The sequence below is a fragment of the Serratia sp. A07 genome (assembly GCF_058725505.1).
Genome location: NZ_JBZXDO010000016.1, coordinates 38,865 through 55,361, shown reverse-complemented (window position 1 = coordinate 55,361; position 16,497 = coordinate 38,865). Strand labels below are relative to the sequence as shown.

The window sequence follows — 16,497 nt, the reverse complement described above, 5'->3', positions numbered from 1 at the left end:
CGCGGTCATTCGCTCCAATCAGACTGGCTTGACGCCGGCGGCCAACAGCGCCTGCTCAAATTTATCCAGGAAAATACCCAGCTCATCGTTGGTGATCAGCAGCGAAGGCAGCAGGCGCAGTACGCAGCCGTTGCGACCGCCGCGCTCCAGGATCAGGCCGGATTCGAAGCATTTCTTCTGCAGCAGGGCAGACAGTTCGCCATCGGCCGGGTAGCAGCCCATGTGATCCTGCGCTTCGTTCGGCTTGACGATCTCGATGCCGATCATCAGGCCCAGACCGCGGACGTGACCGATCACCGGATAACGTTTCTGCAGCTCGGCCAGTTTGCCTTTCAGCCATTCGCCCTGAGCGGCCACTTTGTCGGCGACCTTGTGCTCTTTCAGGTATTGCAGGGTGGTCAGGCCGGTGGCCATCGCCAGCTGGTTGCCGCGGAAGGTGCCGGTGTGGTGACCCGGTTCCCAGGCGTCAAACTCTTTCTTGATGCCCAGTACCGCGAGCGGCAAGCCGCCGCCGACCGCTTTCGACATCACGATGATGTCCGGCTCGATGCCTGCGTGTTCGAAGGCGAACAGCTTGCCCGTACGGGCGAAACCGGCCTGAACTTCGTCGATGATCAGCAGAATGCCATGCTCCTGCGTCACTTTGCGGATGCGCTGCAGCCACTCGGCCGGTGCCGGGTTAACGCCGCCTTCGCCCTGAACGGCTTCCAGGATCACCGCCGCCGGTTTACGCACGCCGCTTTCCACGTCGTTGATCAGGTTGTCGAAGTAGTAGGTCAGCGCCTTGACGCCGGCTTCGCCGCCGATGCCCAGCGGGCAGCGGTATTCATGCGGATAAGGCATGAACTGCACTTCTGGCATCATGCCGTTGATCGCCGCCTTCGGCGACAGGTTGCCGGTGACCGACAGCGCGCCGTGGGTCATGCCGTGATAACCGCCGGAGAAGCTGATCACGCCGGAACGGCCGGTGTGCTTTTTCGCCAGCTTCAGCGCGGCTTCCACCGCATCGGCACCGGACGGGCCGCAGAACTGCAGGCAATAGGCTTTGCCTTCGCCCGGCAACAGAGAGAGCAGGTAATCGGAGAAACGATCTTTTAACGGGGTCGTGAGATCGAGAGTATGTAACGGCAAGCCGCTGGTAATGACATTTTGGATGCTTTGCAGGACGTCGGGGTGATTATGTCCAAGAGCCAACGTTCCCGCCCCGGCCAGGCAATCAAGATATTGATTATTCTCAACATCAGTGATCCAAACGCCCTGGGCTTTCGCAATTGCCAACGGCAATTTGCGCGGATAACTCCTAACATTCGACTCAAATTCGGCTTGGCGCGCCAAATAGGTTTCATTGTTTCCGTTTAATGAGTTTGCAACTAAAGTATCAATACGGACTTTATCCGTCATCATATCTCTCCTACAACCGAAGGTCTCAACACGCTCCGATTGAATTAATGAATTAGAAAAGTAACTGCCTTGTGAAAAGCGCGACCAATATATGGCTTTTTCGCCTGGGACTCAATAGCCGATTTTGTTTTGAATTGTTTAGTTTATTCTTAGGCTCATCAATATGTTGTTGATTTATTGACCGTTGGTTTTGCCGGTAAAAAACAACATATCGTTAACATGGCACAAAAATCCTTTCCGTCGCCAACCTGCAGGCGGCTTTAATACGCTTATTAATAAGGTGAATTTCCGTTTAATAACATAAATAGGAATTAACGGCTTATTTTTATCTATTCACCACCTTAAGTCCTATAGCGTTTATATACACAAAGTTTGTGATGAATATAAATGGCCAACCGTTAAAAGCGCAGCATCCAGATCGGTGATTTCTCTCAGATTTCACGTAGCGCGATCAAAAAAGCGCGATTTTTACGCAGCGCCGGCCGGGTTCGCCGGCGCTGTTGCCGTTAACGTTGCCGTAACCAGGCGTGGTAGCGCTGCAGGATGCGGCGGGTACGCCACTGATCGACGAGCAGCGTGAACAGCGGGGAATAGCGCACGCTGCGCGGCCGATTGTCACTCAGCGCTCGCATCCGGCGCTTGACCAACGCCATCCGGGCGAGCGACGCCATCGCTTTGCTGCGCCAGGTGACCGGGGCAGGCAGCGCATGGGGGGCCGCCCCGGTTTGCCAGCGCCGCGGCAGATCGGGCACTTCCGCCATGGCGGTGGCGATGCCGGCAATCGCGACGCCGCTGTCCAGCACCTGCTGCGCCACCGAAGGACGGGCGATGCCGCCGGTGGTCATCACCGGCATGCGGGCCACCGCGGCAAGATCGCGGGCGAAGGACAGAAAATAGGCTTCTCGCGCCAGGGTGCGGCCGTCCGCCGTTTCGCCTTGCATCGCCGGGCTTTCGTAGCTGCCGCCCGACAGTTCGATCAGATCGACCGGCAGATCGTTCAGCATCAGCACTACCTGGCGGGCATCGTCCGAAGAAAAACCGCCGCGCTGAAAATCGGCGGAGTTGAGTTTGACCGCCACGCAAAAGCCCGGCGAGACGCGCTCGCGCACCGCACGCACCACCTCCAGCAGCAGGCGGGCGCGGTTCGCCAACTCGCCGCCCCAGCGATCGTTGCGTTGGTTGGTCAGCGGCGAGAGAAACTGGGAAATCAGATAGCCGTGCGCCGCGTGGATCTCCACGCCGGTAAAACCGGCCCGTTCGGCAGCGTGCGCGCTGGCGGCGAAGCGCGCGATAACCTCGGCGATCTGCGCTTCATCCATCGCCTGCGGCTGGGCAAACAGTTTGCTGTGCTTGCCCATCGCCAGCGGGATGGCGGAGGGCGCCCATGCGTTGCCGCCCATGTTCGCCATCACCTGCCGGCCCGGGTGGTTAAGCTGCATCCACACCTGCGCGCCGCCCTGGCGCGCGGCCTTGGCCCAGGTTTCGAACGGGGCGAGCGGCGTGTCTTGTTCCAGCACCACGCCGCCGGGGCCGGTCATGGCGCGGCCGTCGATCATCACGTTGCCGGTGATGATCAAGCCGGCGCCGCCTTCGGCCCAATAGCGGTATAAGCGCCACAGCGCCGGGCTGGGCAGTTGGCCTGGGGCGGCCAGATTTTCTTCCATCGCCGCCTTGGCCAGACGGTTGGTCAGGCGGCTGCCGTTGGGCAGCGTCAGTGGGGTAAACATCGGTTATGCGCTCCTGTCGTAAGGGGAATGGCGCTATACTAGGTTTAAAGTTAACTTTAAGGTCAATAGGGCATGAAGATCGGAGAATTGGCGCAGCGCGCCGGCGTGGCCGCCTCGGCGATACGCTACTACGAGCAGCTGGGGTTGCTGCCGAAACCGGTGCGCGGCGTCAACGGCTATCGGGTCTACAGCGATAGCGCACTGGAGCGATTGCACCTGATCCAAATCGGCCAAAATCTGGGGTTTTCGCTGCAGGCGATCCAACGCGTGCTGGCGCTGCAGGGCAGCGCTTATGAGGATGGGTTGATACGCGGCGTCGATGAACGGCTGGCGGAGATCGAGCTGATGATGGCCACGCTGAATGAACAACGAGAAACCTTGTTGACGACCCGGCTGACCTTATTGGAGTCCGGTGTCGCCGGGCTGTGCCAAGCCAAGGGCGAAAAACAGGCCGACGCATCGCCGGCCCGGCCGGCAAAGCTTAGCGGCGTTTAAAGGCGGAACGCCCGGCATACACCGCCGCGGCGCCCAACTGGTCTTCGATGCGCATCAGCTGATTGTATTTTTCGATCCGCTCGCCGCGGCTCGGCGCGCCGGTTTTCAGATGGCCGGCTCGCATCGCGACCGTCATGTCGGCGATAAAGCTGTCGACGGTTTCACCGCTGCGGTGCGAGATAAAGGTGCCCCAGCCGTTCGCCTGGCAGAGCTGTACGGCGGCGAAGGTTTCGCTCAGCGTGCCGATCTGGTTCAGCTTGATCAGCGCCGCATTGGCCAACCGTTCATCAATCCCGCGCTGGATGTATTTCACGTTGGTGACGAACAGATCGTCGCCGACCAGCTCCACCTGGTCGCCCAGGGCGTCGCTCAGAATACGCCAGCCGGCCCAGTCGTCCTCGGCCAAGCCGTCTTCAATCAGCACGATGGGGAAATCCTGCACCAGCCGTTGGTAATAGGCCGTCATCTGGGCTGCGTCCAACTCGAGATTCTCGCTGCGCAGGCGATACTTGCCGTCGGCGTAGAATTCGCTCGAGGCCGGATCCATGCAGATCGCGATATCTTCTCCCGGCCGGTAGCCGGCTTTCTCTATCGCCTGCACGATCAGCTCGAGCGGCTGGCGGTTTGAGGCGACCGCCGGCGCGAAACCGCCTTCGTCACCGACGCCGACCGACAGGCCTTTTTCCAACAGGATTTGGCGCAGCGTCTGATAAACTTCACTGCCCCAGCGCACGGCCTCGCGCAGCGACGGCGCGCCCAGGGGAGCTATCATAAACTCCTGAAAGTCCGCCCCTTGCCACCGGGCGTGCACGCCGCCGTTGATGATATTCATGCAGGGCACCGGCAGCAGGTTGGCGCCGATGCCGCCCAGATAACGATACAGCGGCAGCTGCGACAATTGCGCCGCGAGGCGGGCGGCGGCCAGAGAAACGCCGAGCAGGGCGTTGGCCCCCAATCGGCTCTTGTTCTCGCTGCCGTCCAGCGCGATCAGCCGGCGGTCTATCTCCTCTTGTTGGCGCACATCCACTCCGCGCAGCGCCTCGTTGATCGCCGTTTTGACGCTGTGCACCGCCTCCAGTACGCCTTTGCCGCCGAAACGGTGCGGATCGCCGTCGCGGTGCTCCACCGCCTCGCGCGACCCGGTGCTGGCTCCCGAAGGCACCGAAGCCCGGGCCACGACGCCCGCCGCGCTCATTTCGACTTCGACGGTCGGGTTGCCGCGCGAATCCAGGATCTCTCTGGCGGTTACGCTTTCAATCTCATCGTTCATGGGGTGTCACCTCGTTCTAGGGAGTGGGAACGTGCTTTATCAGCACATCGATGGATAAATGGTTGATGAATTCGAAGCCGAAGGAGGCATAGACGCCAAACGGACGGTTCTGATGGCCGAGCAACAAAAGATCGACGCCTTCACGGGCAATCAGGGCTTCGACGTCTTTGAAGCGATGGATGCTGACCATTGCGCGTACCTCCAGGGGGATTGAGCAGTCTTCCACCAGGCGGCTGAGCATGGCTTTGGCGGCGATCACCTCGCTGGACTGGCGATCTTTGGTTTGCGCATCGCTGAGGTAGTCCAGTTCGGCATAGTCGGCGCTGATGTGCGCCACGGTAATGCGCGTATTCACCTGCTGATTGAGGCGTTCGGCATGGCGCAACAGCACCCGGCCGTCGCGTTCATCCTGTACCAGCAGTAAAGCGTGTTGGTAGATCGGCATGTCTTATCTCCCTGCGTGAGCAATCTGTAGGGTTAACCACGGTAAAACCTCTTTTTTTCGGCTCGTCATACCGGGCAGCGACACTTGCCGAATGGCGAGCACCCGGTTCGACGAGAAATACAGGGTGGAACGGCGGTGGGTGATATCGGTAACCAGGAGTGCGGTCATCTCCAGCCCGGCCTCCTGTTTCGCCTGCTCGAGCGCCTGTTGCAGCGCGGGCAACAGCGGATCGATGTCGCTCATGGCCCGCACTTCTATCTGCGACAGCAGCAGCGAAACGGTATGGATGCGGTAATTCTTGGCGTCGCGCTGCAGCAACTGCGGGGCGGATTGCCCGGAGAGATCGGTTTTGGCGGCCAGCAGCCCGGCGGTGAAGGCGTCATAGTCGACGTGAGAGATTGCGCGCAACCGGGTGACCGCCAGCCGATCCTGTTCCGTGGTGGTCGGCGCACTGAGCGCGACGGTGTCGCTCAAGATGGCGCCCAGCAGCAGCGTGGCCTGCGCGGCGTTAAGTGGCATCGGTTTTTCTGCCGTCAGGATCTGCAGGATCAGGGTGGCGCAACAGCCGACGGTGCGCACCCAGACATCGGGCGGGTTGCGGGTGACTAACGTGCCCAGCCGGTGATGGTCGATAACGCCGACCACGTCGCTGTCGGGCAATGAGGCCGGGCCTTGTTCGATATCGGTAAAGTCGACCAGCCAGACTTTGCGGTCACGGAGATCGTCTGTCAGCAGCGCAGGCGCCTGTACGCCGGCGGCAGCCAGTATGTAGTGGGTTTCCGGCGTGAGGTCGCCTAGGCGGAAAGCCACGGCCGGTTTGCCGAGGTGATTGAGCCAGTCCGCGACCACCAGCGCGCTGCAGATGCTGTCGCTGTCGGGATTTTTATGGCCGAAAACGTACAGGGGCATTTCCCGCGCGACGGCATCGGGCTGGAGTGGAAAAGGGGTAAAACCTGAGATTTCATTCATAGCGACTCCTGACATACCTGCCTAAAAAATAAAGCGAAGTTGTATATCAGGCGTCATCATCCGGTTCGAGTGAACGCGGCGGTTGGGAAAGGTGGAACACCATCACCTTGTGAACGACTGTAGCGCAGCGTGGGGGGAAACGCAACGCCCGGCAAAGTTGGCGAGAATACATAATCGGATTGATACTGTGAGTGAGTCTATGATGGACAAGGATATTATTTGCCGCTAACCGACGGATAGGCTGAACGGACTCACGCCGGCTATGCCGGGTCCGTGGGTGACACAATGGGAGACAACATGCTCGAACCCTGCTTCCCCGAAAACGAAGCCGAACGCCTGTCGGTATTGAACTCACTGAACGTGCTGGATTCGAACTCGGTGGAAAAACTGGATCGCATCACGCGGTTGGCGGCGAAATACTTCGGCGTGACCATTGCGCTGGTGTCGCTGATCGACCGGGATCGCCAATGGTTTTTATCGCGCTACGGTCTGGATGCCCGAGAAACGCCGCGCAATATCTCGTTTTGCGGCCATGCCATCTTGCAACGCGAAGCGCTGGTGGTGCCCGATACCGCCAAGGATCCGCGCTTTTTCGATAATCCGCTGGTGATCGGCGGGCCGAGGATCGGTTTTTACGTCGGGCAGCCGCTGCTGTCGCTCGATGGCTTGCCGCTCGGCACACTGTGCATTATCGACAGCCACCCACAGCCGTTTTCTCCTGCTCAACTGGCCGATCTGCACGATTTCGCCGCCGTGGTGGAGGAATATCTGCAGAGCATTGAACGCCTCGTCTATACCGAAAACCTGAAATCCGACCTGCAGCGCACGGAGGCGCTGTTCGAACAAACCTTCTCCCAGGCGGCGGTAGGGATGGCGCTGGTCTCGCTGCAAGGATATTGGCTGCGGGTGAATCCGCGCATCTGCGAAATGCTTCAGTACTCCGAGCGCGAGCTGATGGATCGCACCTTCCAGGACATCACCTATCCGCTCGATCTCAACACCGATCTGGAAAAGCTGCAGCAGCTGCTGAAAAATGAAATCAGTACCTATTCGATGGAAAACCGCTATTTCCGCGCCGACGGCTCGATCGTTTGGGTGCAGCTGACGGTGGCGCTCAATCGTTTGCCGAACGGCAAGCCGGACCATTTCATCTCGGGTATCGTCGATATCAGCGAGCGTAAAGCGGCCGAGGCCGATCTGTTCGCTCTGCAACACGAGCTGGAACAACGCGTCGAAATCCGTACGCAGGAGCTGAACGTGGTGGTTAAAAAGCTCAACGAAGAGATTGAGACCCGGGTGCTCGCCGAATATCAGCTCAGTGCGGAGAAGGAGCGTCTGCGCGCCATTACCGACAATATGCCGGCCTTAATCAGCCAGATCGACGGCAATGAACGCTACCTGTTCGCCAACAGCGCCTACAAAACCTGGTTTGGTCTGGAGGAGTCCAGCCTCAGGGGGATGACGGTGCGCGATTTCATGGGGGAAAGCGTTTATCGAATAGCAAAACCGATGATCGAGCGGGCCCTCGCGGGCGAAATGGTGAGTTTTGAGAATGAGCTGCAGACCCGGCAAGGGCTGCTGATGATCCACACCACGCTGGTGCCGTGCGAAGCGCAGGGCTTCTACATTCTCGCCATGGACATCACCGAACTGAAGCGGCTGCAGCAGCGGCTGGAATATGACGCAACCCACGACATGTTGACCGGATTGACCAATCGCCGCGCGTTTCTACGCCGGTTGTCGGGCACGCTGCAGGCCTGTTGCCATCAGCGGCAGATGGCGCTGCTGTTTATCGATCTCGACGGGTTCAAAACCCTTAACGACAGCTATGGCCATGACTTCGGCGACGCGATCCTGAAGACGTTCGCCACATTGCTCAGCACCTGCGCCGGCGAGCGCCACAGCGTCTCGCGTCTGGCCGGTGACGAGTTCACGGTGATCCTGTGGCCGTTGACGGATCCGCGGCGCGAAGTCAGCGAGTTTTGCGAAAACGTGTTGGCGCATCTGGCCAAAATTACGCAGATCGGGCCGCAGAAGGTACGGCTTTCCGCCAGCATCGGCGCGGCCATTTCCCCACGCGGCGATGTGACCGAGGAGATGCTGCTGACCCGCGCCGACGGCGCGATGTATCAGGCGAAATCGGCCGGAAAGGGCACTTACGCCATCTGCGAGCTGTGAGCGTGCAACGGTGGCGGTCTCAGGGTAAGCTGTTTTTCTTTTCCTGTGAGCAGAACTCCGGATTTATTGCATGGCGTCAAATCATCAACATAAAGATTGGCTCGAACTGCGACGCGATGAGGAAACCGGTATTGAGAGCGTCAATGCCCACTTTCAGGGACATGCCTACGATCCTCACGATCATGATGAAATGCTGGTGGGTGTCACGCAGCAGGGTTTACAGCGTTTCAACTGCCACCGCTCATTGCATACCAGCCGGCCGGGGCGCGCCATGCTGATCGAACCGGGTGCGGTGCATGATGGCCATGCGCCGCAGGCCGAGGGATTTACCTATGCGATGCTCTATTTGCCCCAGCATTGGGTATCCGCCGCTATGCACCGCCGTGGAATGGGGGACGCCTCCGTGCTGGAAGGTGCCTTCCACAGCACGTTGACCGACGATCCTATGCTGGCGGCCGCGATACAGCAGGCCTTTTTCTCGTTGCATCATAGAGAGGGGCGACTGGCGCGCGATCAAAGCCTGGACCATCTGCTGACGCTATTGTCACGGCACATCCGTGCCAGGCCGGATTCCCAACACGACGACGCTTTGGTTGAGATGAACCGCTTACGGGACTATCTGCATGCACATATGGCGGATAATCCCAGTCTGGATGACCTGGCGCTTCAGTGTGGTCTGGACCGTTTCCGCCTGACTCGCCAATTCACTCGGGCTTTTGGCCAGTCGCCGCATGCGTATTTGGTTCGGTTGAGGCTGCGGGCCGCACGCTTGTTGTTGGCGCAGGGGCAAGAACCGGCGCAGGTCGCCATGCAGGTGGGCTTTGCCGATCAGAGCCATTTGGGTCGCTGGTTCCAGCGCGCCTACCGTTTATCACCGGCGGCCTATCAACGCCAGTGCACAAACGTTCTATACCGCTGATTTGCCATTTCCGATGATGTGCTTTTAACAGCACAACGGAGTAGAGCGAAAGATGTTTGATACCAAGATTGCGTTTATCGTACGCGACGATCTGCAGACCTGGCAGCGGCTGAACGTGGTGGCCTTTCTGGCGACGGGCATCGCCGCCGCCGCCCCGGAAATCATCGGCGAGTGTTACGTGGATGCGCAGGGAAGACGCTACGGCGGTATTTCCGGGCAGCCGATGCTGATTTTCGCCGCAGATTTGCCGGGCCTGCAAAATGTGCATCGCAAAGGGTTGGAGCGGGAATTGACGTTGATCCCCTATGTGCACGCCATGTTCGCGACCGGGCACGATGAAGCCAATCGGCAGGTTTTTCTCGCTGAAGACGCGGACAATCTGGATTTGGTCGGTCTGGCGCTGCGCGGACCGAAAAAAGCGGTGGATAAGGCGATAAAAGGCCTGGCGCTTCACGGCTAACTCTACCGAGACCTAAGCCTGAAACGCCTGCAGCCAGGCGGCGAACTTTCTCACGACCTCATCGTCCCGATCGCGCAGCAGCAGGGAATAAACGCCGGTTCGGATAGTCAACGCCGGGAAAGGCGACACCAGTCGGCCGGACGACAGATGCTTGGCGCAGAACAGGTAAGGCACGACGGCCAGCCCCAGACCGTCCTCGGCCGCCTGAATGGCGGCGAAGGTATGGTCGAGCGTGAGCGGCGGCGGCGAGGCGTCCAACGCCGTCGGGTAGGTATTCAGCCAGCTGTGCCATAAATCCTCACGGGCGCGGATGCGGATGGCGGTATGCCCGGCCAGCGTGCCGGGCGCACTGACCGGCATGGCGCGCAAGTAGCTCTGGCTGCAGACCAACAGACTCTCTTCCTGCAGAAAAGGGATCGCTTTCAGCCCGGAGAAGTGCGCGGGATCGCGCCGGATCGCCAGATCAAACGGCGTATTGCGATCGACGGCCCCTGTGCTGGTGGTGATATCAATCGCGACCTCCGGATGAATCTCATTGAACGCCGCCAGCTTCGGCATCAGCCAGTGCATGGTGAACGTCGGCAGGCTGTGCACCACCAGCCGCTGCCGGCCGGCGCTCGCTTTCAGTGCGCTTTCCGCAGCATACAGTTCGCTTATCACCCGGGACGCGGTGCGGGAAAAATTCTCGCCGGCCTGCGTCAGCCGCACGGACTTGTGTCCGCGATAAAACAGTGTGATCCCTAGCTGTTCTTCCAGGCTGCGAATGTGGCGGCTGACCGCGCCGGTGGTGAGAAACAGCTCATCCGCAGCGGCGCTGAAGCTGCCAAGGCGGGCGGCGGCTTCGAAAGCGGACAGGTGCGGCAGGGAGTGAATTTTTTTCATAGGTTGAGTCTAGCTCAACCAAATGAGCGAGGAAAGATCGTTTGTCAGCCGTTGATTTTTCTCACTATTATCACGCATCTTTCCCGGTTTGCCGAGCGTGCCATGCAGCGATTTTCCCCGTCTGTCGTTCGTGTTAGTCGAATTATCCTCCCCCCCCGATGGGCAGGGAGACGGCGCTGAGATGCGAGCTTTCTTTCTGCTTTGCGTGAGCCGGGCCGGCCTCTGCCTGGGCACCATGATGTTCGCCGGTGCACTGCCGACCATCAGAAGCGAGTCGCAGCTCGACGCCGCCTCCGCCGGTACGGTGCAAACGGTATTTAGCCTGACCAACGCGCTGGCGCTGCTGGTGGCTTCCTGGTGGTGTGATTCGCTGGGGGCGCGCCGGGTTTACCTGCTGTTTTCCTGGCTGGGCGCCGCTGCGCTGATGCTGTTCGCCGTGTTTGCCCATTCTTATGCCGGCGCGCTGGTGTTGATGGCCTTCGTCGGCCTGACGCAGGGCGGCGCCTATACGCCGGCGCTGCTGCTGGCGATGGGGATGAACGGCCCGGCCCGGCGCGGTTACGCCATCGGCATGATGCTGGCGGCCAGTTCGTTGGGGTATTTTCTGTCGGTTTTCATCGCCGGTTGGAGCGCCATGCGCTGGGGGGCCGGCGTGGCGTTCTCCCTGTGTGCCGCCGGTGCGTTGCTGGGGGCGCTGGCCGGTTCGTTGGCCCTGGTCGGTTATCGGGAACCGCAGCCGCGTACGCTGGGGAGGCAGACGAAACGTGAAAGTTATGCTATCACCTATGCGACCCTGCTGTTGCTGGTCGGGTATATCGCCCACAGCTGGGAACTGCTCGGTAACTGGGCCTGGGCGCCCAGCCTGGTCAGCGAGGCGTTGAGTGGTTTCTCTCTGGATCCGCTCAGTGCCGGATTGATCGTCGCGGCGGTGATCCACCTGGCCGGCATGGTTGCTACGCTGATTGTCGGCACCGTTTCCGACTATTTTAACCGTGCATCGGTGCTGATGTTTATGGGCGCCGCCGGCGCGTTGGGATCGCTGCTGATGGGGTGGTCGGCGAACTGGGGGCCGGGCTGGACGCTGCTGGCCGTCAGCATCGGCAGTTTCTTTATCCTCGGCGACTCCGGCGTGCTGTCGGCCGCGATGGCGGACAACGTGCCGCCGCAACAGCTCGGCAGCGTGATGGGCTGGCGATCGCTGCTGGGGTTCGGCATCGGTTCGTTCGCCCCTTTATCCTTTGGCGTCGTGATGGATACCACCCAGAGCTGGGGCACGTCTTATGCCGTATTGGCCTGCGGCGGTGGAGTAGCCTGTCTGGCGGCCTGCCTGCTTTGGCGGCAGCACTTGAAATGAGGTACGGACATCATTAAATGAATGGAACATCATCACGCATGGTTATCGTGGGCGCCGGGATTGTCGGGGCATCGGTCGCCTATCATCTCGCGCGCCAGGGGCAGCACGTTGTCGTCGTTGAGCAGGCGTATCCCGCGGCGGGGGCCACAGGCAGCTCGTTTGGCTGGATCAGCGAAGGCGTGCCTGAGGGCGCTCCCGACGCGTTTCTGCGGCGCGAGATCGTCGCTGACTGGATGCGCCTGGCGCAGGAGATCCCGGATCTCTGGGTGAATTGGTCCGGCGCGCTCAGCTATGGCCAGGCGCCGGCGACGCAAAACCCCGACAATCGGCTTTTGCCCTCCGCCGAGGTGAACGCGCTGGAACCGGGGCTCAGGCAGCCCGATAGCCAAGCCTATTTTGCGGCGCGTGACGGCGCCGTCGATCCGCAAGAAGTGACACAGCGGTTGCTCGAGTGCGTTAGCGCGTGGGGCGGGGAGTTGCTCCTGGGGCGAACCGTCACCGGATTTTTGCGTGAAGAGGGGCAGATAATCGGCATCGTTACCGAGGAAGGCGCGATTGCCGCCGATCGGGTGGTGCTCGCCTGCGGCACGGGAATCTCCGCGCTGCTGGATGGCAGTGGGTTCTCGCTGCCGATCGAGGCGTCGCCGGCGATTCTGTTACGCTATCGTGCGGCGGCGCTGGCAGTGAACACGCTGATTGCGGGCGATGACGTTGAAGTGCGCCATACGCAAAACGGCGATCTGCTGGCGGCGGAGGATTACCCGCCGGAGGGGGACGTTAAACGGGTGGAAAACGACGCGCAATCGGCGATTAAAAACCGCCTGCCGGATACGGCACCCTTGCAACTGCAGGCGTGTTCGGTGGGGATGCGGCCCCGGCCGCGCGACGGTTATCCCATCATCGGGCCACTGGGCGCTACCCGGCTCTATGTGGCGGTGATGCACCCGGCAGTGATGTGCGCGCCAACGCTTGGCCGACTGGTCAGCGACGAGCTGCTGTATGGCGTCAATCCTGCCATTCCGCACGCTTATCGCCCCGAGCGATTTGACGACGGGAAATGAATATACGCTCAACCTGGCAGCGGTTTTTTGCGCCGTCGGCGAGGCTCTTATATATTTAGTAGCATGCCTGAGGCAGGTTGGGCATGAAACGGCGGTCGGTCGGGCCGCTGCAAGTACGACAGTTAAATCCGTTCGCCAAGAGGCTGCGAGCCTGTGCTTTCGGTAGGGACAGCCGCCAATCGTTTTTATGGCGACCGAAGGCGGAGCAGCTACTCACAGGTCACGAGGACACTTACCATGCATAAGAGAACACTGGCGTCACTGCATTACGAAAACATGCCTTACGATGGGGTGCGTTTTCATATTTTGAAACGGGAGACGCCTGGCCATACGGCGTTGCTGAAGTTGGATGCGGGCAGCCGACAACCGGCGCGTTTTCATCCGGGGTGGGTGAAACTGATGGTGCTGAGCGGTGAACTGAAGGTTGACGATCAGACGTTGCAACCCCATGAGATGTTAATCATCCCTGCCAATACTGCCTATACGGTACAGGCCATTACTGAAGTTATTTGTCTGGCGATTTCCGAGCTGGACGGCGCCGAGTTGGCCCGTTGAGGTGATAACACGAATGGATAGAGGAGAGCCTAGGCGCTCTCCCTATCCCTGCAGCATTAAGCCGCCCCCCAGGCTGAGCTACCTGCTGATTGATGCGTCTACCTCCTGATTTAAGCCACCGCGCTTTCCCTTTCCATCACTTTCGGCCACGTCGCCCCCGCAACGAGCCGCCATCGCGCAGCGCATGCGCAACGTCATCGCCTTGGTTTTACGCAGAACGATGAAATTTTGGTGTAAATAGTGAGTTTCTTCGCATAAGGCCCCTGGTGTGGCTTGCGAGAACGTCACTATATGGAGGATCATGCGGCGCCTCTATCAAATAAAAGACATTCGCGTTATCAAAAGGGACAAACGACCATGGGATTCGAAGTCGACAACGCCGAAACCAAACGCATCGACCTCAGCAGCCACGAAAACTCCTCGTTCGAGGTGACGGGGCTGGTGAAACACTATCCGGCGGGCTTTGTCATTCCTTACCACTCGCATAAACGCAGCCATTTGCTCTATTCGCAGCAGGGCGTTATGGCGGTCGAGGCGAGCAGCGGGCGCTGGATCGTGCCGCCCACCACCGCGGTCTGGCTGCGGCCGGGGGTAGAACATCAGCTGGTCATGCAGAGTAACATTTGCGTTTACGGGATTTTGGTTGATGAAGTCACCGCCGCGCGTTTGCCGCTGCGCGACGGCGTATTGCAGGTATCACCGCTGCTGCGAGAACTGATCGCTCAGCTGGCGACGCTGGCGCCCGAAGGGGCGGAGACCAAACGCAATACGCTGCTCAGAGCGTTGTTCCTAGAGGAGCTGAGCCTGCAGCCGCAGCTGGCGCTGCATTTGCCTTGGCCGGCAGAGGCGAGAATGGCCGAGATTTGCCGGCTGTTGGTCATCACGCCGGCCGACGATCGCGGCATTGAGGCCTGGGCCGATTCACTGTCGATCAGCGCGAAAACCTTCCAGCGTCATTTCACTCAACAAACCGGCATCACCTTCGGCCAGTGGAAACAGCGCCTGCGGCTGCTGTCGTCCATTCCGCTGCTGTTGGCCGGCAACTCGATCATCCATGCCGCCTTCGAAAGCGGTTACGAGAGCCACAGCGCCTATTCGGTGGCGTTCAAAAAACTGTTTGGCGTTTCGCCTTCGCGCTTTACGCTATAGCCTTATGGCATAGCGCGCTTCTCCTATAGATTGAAGCAACCTAATGACGTATAAAGCAAAGCAGTCAACCTCCGAGGCCGCTTCCCGTGATAAAAATTGTCGTGTATCTGATTCTCGCCGTGACGATCGCCATTATTGCGGCAAGAGTCCTCTTTCGTTTGCCGGATATTTCCCAGCGTCTGCCGCAGGCGGCGTTGCCGGCGGATCCTGCCGCGCAGTTGCCGGCGCGGGCCGCCGAACTGATGGCGGCGCATCCTGGCCTGAGCGGCGTGGTGCCGCTGGCCAGCGGGCACGATGCGTTCGCCAGCCGCCTGGCGTTGGCGCGGATGGCGGAAAGGTCGATCGACGCCCAGTACTACATCTGGCATAACGACACCTCCGGGCAGATCCTGCTGAAAACCCTGTATGACGCCGCCCAACGCGGCGTGCGCGTGCGGCTGCTGCTGGACGATAACGGCGTCGCCATGGACGAGACCCTGGCGGCGCTGAACGCCCAGGAAAACGTCGAGATCCGCCTGTTCAACCCATCAACCGTGCGCACGCCGAAGCTGGCCGGTTACGCCTTTGACTTTATGCGCATGAATCGGCGCATGCATAACAAGTCTTACATCGTCGACGGCGCCGTGGCGATCATCGGCGGCCGCAACATTGGCGACGAGTATTTCCAGGTCGGCGACGAAAACTATTTCCTCGATCTCGACGTGCTGAGCGTCGGCAGCGTAGTGGCAGAAACGGCCGAGGTGTTCGATCGCTACTGGAACAGCGCGTCGGTGTTCGGCGTTGAGCAAATTATCCGGGGCAAAGGTAATCTTTCTGCCTTCCTGACGCAGGCCACCGCGACCGAAAGCAGCGAACGGGCCCGCAAATTGGCGGTGCAGCTGGAAACCAGCGCGGTGCGCTTTCGCGATGGCGCCGTCCAGCCGGAATTCACCCAGGTAGAGCTGGTGGCCGACGATCCGGCGAAAGGGCTGGGCAAGGCGTCGCGCGATCGGTTGATGGTGACGCAGCTCGGCAAGATCATCGGCGGCGTCGGCCGGCAACTGGATCTGGTTTCCGCCTATTTCGTGCCGGGGCGGGAAGGGGCGAGCTTCTTTGAATCGCTTGCCAAACAGGGGAAGTCCATACGCGTGCTGACCAACGCGATGAACACCACCGACGTGCTGGTGGTGCATGCGGGCTACGCCAAATACCGGCGTGAGCTGCTGCAGGCGGGTGTCGAGCTGTTCGAGCTGAAGCTGCGCGCCGGTCAACCGACCGGGCGCAAGGAACTCAAGCCGCTGGGGCTGTCCGGCGCGGCGCTGCACGCGAAAACCTTCGCCATCGACGATAAACGGGTGTTTATCGGTTCGTTCAATTTCGACCCGCGCTCGGCGCACCTGAACTGCGAAATGGGTTTTTTGATCGACAGCCCGACGCTGGCAGCCGACACTCGCCAACTGTTTGATGGCCCGCTCGAGTACGCCGCCTACCGCCCGGTATTGACGCCCGCGGGCAAAATGGTGTGGAAAGAAGCCTTCGAAGACGGCCACACCGAGGTGCATCAGCAAGAGCCCGGCGCCGGTTGGGTAAAACGCATTATTCTCACCGTGGCCGGCTGGCTGCCGATCGAGTGGATGCTGTAACGGCGGCGAA

General features: G+C 60.3%; 15 protein-coding genes and 1 riboswitch. Of the genes, 9 read left to right on the top strand and 6 right to left on the bottom strand.

The window, feature by feature from the left end:
* Positions 1-18: 18 nt before the first annotated feature.
* A complete protein-coding gene (locus AC4PR2_RS16505) occupies positions 19-1,401 on the bottom strand; it encodes a diaminobutyrate--2-oxoglutarate transaminase (RefSeq protein WP_071845411.1) in 1,383 nt (460 codons plus the stop codon).
* Positions 1,402-1,907: 506 nt separating this feature from the next.
* Positions 1,908-3,128, bottom strand: coding sequence for an NADH:flavin oxidoreductase/NADH oxidase family protein (locus AC4PR2_RS16500; RefSeq protein ID WP_492175291.1), 1,221 nt, complete (start codon positions 3,126-3,128; stop codon positions 1,908-1,910).
* 72 nt (positions 3,129-3,200) lie between these two features.
* Here AC4PR2_RS16500 and AC4PR2_RS16495 point away from each other — a divergent pair, with 72 nt between their 5' ends.
* Positions 3,201-3,623, top strand: coding sequence for a MerR family transcriptional regulator (locus tag AC4PR2_RS16495; RefSeq protein WP_060418915.1), 423 nt, complete (start codon positions 3,201-3,203; stop codon positions 3,621-3,623).
* Here AC4PR2_RS16495 and eno read toward each other — a convergent pair.
* The 3 genes from eno to AC4PR2_RS16480 are packed head-to-tail and all read right to left on the bottom strand — an operon-like array spanning position 3,610 to position 6,307.
* Positions 3,610-4,893 carry a phosphopyruvate hydratase gene (gene eno, locus AC4PR2_RS16490; protein ID WP_060418913.1) on the bottom strand — a complete coding sequence of 428 codons (1,284 nt, stop codon included), beginning with the start codon at positions 4,891-4,893 and terminating at the stop codon, positions 3,610-3,612. The genes AC4PR2_RS16495 and eno overlap by 14 nt on opposite strands.
* 16 nt (positions 4,894-4,909) lie before the next feature.
* Positions 4,910-5,338: an adenine nucleotide alpha hydrolase family protein gene (locus AC4PR2_RS16485; protein ID WP_443014529.1), complete on the bottom strand. Its 429-nt coding sequence runs from the start codon at positions 5,336-5,338 to the stop codon at positions 4,910-4,912.
* A gap of 3 nt (positions 5,339-5,341) precedes the next feature.
* On the bottom strand, positions 5,342-6,307 hold the full coding sequence (locus AC4PR2_RS16480; RefSeq protein ID WP_193159083.1) for a DHHA2 domain-containing protein: 966 nt from the start codon (positions 6,305-6,307) through the stop codon (positions 5,342-5,344).
* A 40-nt stretch (positions 6,308-6,347) separates the two neighbouring features.
* A riboswitch (Fluoride riboswitch) is annotated at positions 6,348-6,423 on the bottom strand.
* Between the two features lie 181 nt (positions 6,424-6,604).
* Between AC4PR2_RS16480 and AC4PR2_RS16475 the strand changes: the two genes are divergently transcribed.
* The 3 genes from AC4PR2_RS16475 to AC4PR2_RS16465 all read left to right on the top strand — a co-directional run bounded on the left by AC4PR2_RS16475 (position 6,605) and on the right by AC4PR2_RS16465 (position 9,864).
* A complete protein-coding gene (locus AC4PR2_RS16475; RefSeq protein WP_492175290.1) occupies positions 6,605-8,485 on the top strand; it encodes a diguanylate cyclase domain-containing protein in 1,881 nt (626 codons plus the stop codon).
* 70 nt (positions 8,486-8,555) lie between these two features.
* Positions 8,556-9,404 carry an AraC family transcriptional regulator gene (locus tag AC4PR2_RS16470; protein ID WP_060439948.1) on the top strand — a complete coding sequence of 283 codons (849 nt, stop codon included), beginning with the start codon at positions 8,556-8,558 and terminating at the stop codon, positions 9,402-9,404.
* Positions 9,405-9,456: 52 nt separating this feature from the next.
* Entirely contained in the window at positions 9,457-9,864 is a 408-nt protein-coding gene (locus AC4PR2_RS16465) for a DUF2000 domain-containing protein (protein ID WP_197767218.1), read from the top strand.
* Positions 9,865-9,876: 12 nt separating this feature from the next.
* Here the strand turns inward: AC4PR2_RS16465 and AC4PR2_RS16460 are convergent, their stop codons facing one another.
* Positions 9,877-10,746: a LysR substrate-binding domain-containing protein gene (locus AC4PR2_RS16460; RefSeq protein WP_060418903.1), complete on the bottom strand. Its 870-nt coding sequence runs from the start codon at positions 10,744-10,746 to the stop codon at positions 9,877-9,879.
* Positions 10,747-10,927: 181 nt separating this feature from the next.
* Here AC4PR2_RS16460 and AC4PR2_RS16455 point away from each other — a divergent pair, with 181 nt between their 5' ends.
* The 5 genes from AC4PR2_RS16455 to AC4PR2_RS16435 all read left to right on the top strand — a co-directional run bounded on the left by AC4PR2_RS16455 (position 10,928) and on the right by AC4PR2_RS16435 (position 16,487).
* Positions 10,928-12,100: an MFS transporter gene (locus AC4PR2_RS16455; protein WP_492175289.1), complete on the top strand. Its 1,173-nt coding sequence runs from the start codon at positions 10,928-10,930 to the stop codon at positions 12,098-12,100.
* A gap of 17 nt (positions 12,101-12,117) precedes the next feature.
* A complete protein-coding gene (locus AC4PR2_RS16450; RefSeq protein WP_319856977.1) occupies positions 12,118-13,161 on the top strand; it encodes an NAD(P)/FAD-dependent oxidoreductase in 1,044 nt (347 codons plus the stop codon).
* 237 nt (positions 13,162-13,398) lie between these two features.
* On the top strand, positions 13,399-13,716 hold the full coding sequence (locus AC4PR2_RS16445; protein ID WP_038871643.1) for a cupin domain-containing protein: 318 nt from the start codon (positions 13,399-13,401) through the stop codon (positions 13,714-13,716).
* A 357-nt stretch (positions 13,717-14,073) separates the two neighbouring features.
* Positions 14,074-14,865: an AraC family transcriptional regulator gene (locus AC4PR2_RS16440; protein WP_070914368.1), complete on the top strand. Its 792-nt coding sequence runs from the start codon at positions 14,074-14,076 to the stop codon at positions 14,863-14,865.
* 86 nt (positions 14,866-14,951) lie between these two features.
* Complete coding sequence (locus AC4PR2_RS16435; RefSeq protein WP_443014527.1) at positions 14,952-16,487, top strand: phospholipase D family protein; 1,536 nt, start codon at positions 14,952-14,954, stop codon at positions 16,485-16,487.
* The last annotated feature ends 10 nt before the right edge of the window (positions 16,488-16,497 follow it).

What these genes read in the sequence shown, in the direction of transcription:
- AC4PR2_RS16445 (WP_038871643.1), top strand. Translation starts at nt 13,399, where the DNA reads ATGCATAAGAGAACACTGGCGTCACTGCATTACGAAAACATGCCTTAC.
- AC4PR2_RS16460 (WP_060418903.1), bottom strand. Translation starts at nt 10,746, where the DNA reads ATGAAAAAAATTCACTCCCTGCCGCACCTGTCCGCTTTCGAAGCCGCC.
- AC4PR2_RS16485 (WP_443014529.1), bottom strand. Translation starts at nt 5,338, where the DNA reads ATGCCGATCTACCAACACGCTTTACTGCTGGTACAGGATGAACGCGAC.
- AC4PR2_RS16505 (WP_071845411.1), bottom strand. Translation starts at nt 1,401, where the DNA reads ATGACGGATAAAGTCCGTATTGATACTTTAGTTGCAAACTCATTAAAC.
- AC4PR2_RS16480 (WP_193159083.1), bottom strand. Translation starts at nt 6,307, where the DNA reads ATGAATGAAATCTCAGGTTTTACCCCTTTTCCACTCCAGCCCGATGCC.
- AC4PR2_RS16440 (WP_070914368.1), top strand. Translation starts at nt 14,074, where the DNA reads ATGGGATTCGAAGTCGACAACGCCGAAACCAAACGCATCGACCTCAGC.
- AC4PR2_RS16495 (WP_060418915.1), top strand. Translation starts at nt 3,201, where the DNA reads ATGAAGATCGGAGAATTGGCGCAGCGCGCCGGCGTGGCCGCCTCGGCG.
- AC4PR2_RS16470 (WP_060439948.1), top strand. Translation starts at nt 8,556, where the DNA reads ATGGCGTCAAATCATCAACATAAAGATTGGCTCGAACTGCGACGCGAT.
- AC4PR2_RS16450 (WP_319856977.1), top strand. Translation starts at nt 12,118, where the DNA reads ATGAATGGAACATCATCACGCATGGTTATCGTGGGCGCCGGGATTGTC.
- AC4PR2_RS16455 (WP_492175289.1), top strand. Translation starts at nt 10,928, where the DNA reads ATGCGAGCTTTCTTTCTGCTTTGCGTGAGCCGGGCCGGCCTCTGCCTG.
- AC4PR2_RS16465 (WP_197767218.1), top strand. Translation starts at nt 9,457, where the DNA reads ATGTTTGATACCAAGATTGCGTTTATCGTACGCGACGATCTGCAGACC.
- AC4PR2_RS16500 (WP_492175291.1), bottom strand. Translation starts at nt 3,128, where the DNA reads ATGTTTACCCCACTGACGCTGCCCAACGGCAGCCGCCTGACCAACCGT.
- AC4PR2_RS16475 (WP_492175290.1), top strand. Translation starts at nt 6,605, where the DNA reads ATGCTCGAACCCTGCTTCCCCGAAAACGAAGCCGAACGCCTGTCGGTA.
- eno (WP_060418913.1), bottom strand. Translation starts at nt 4,893, where the DNA reads ATGAACGATGAGATTGAAAGCGTAACCGCCAGAGAGATCCTGGATTCG.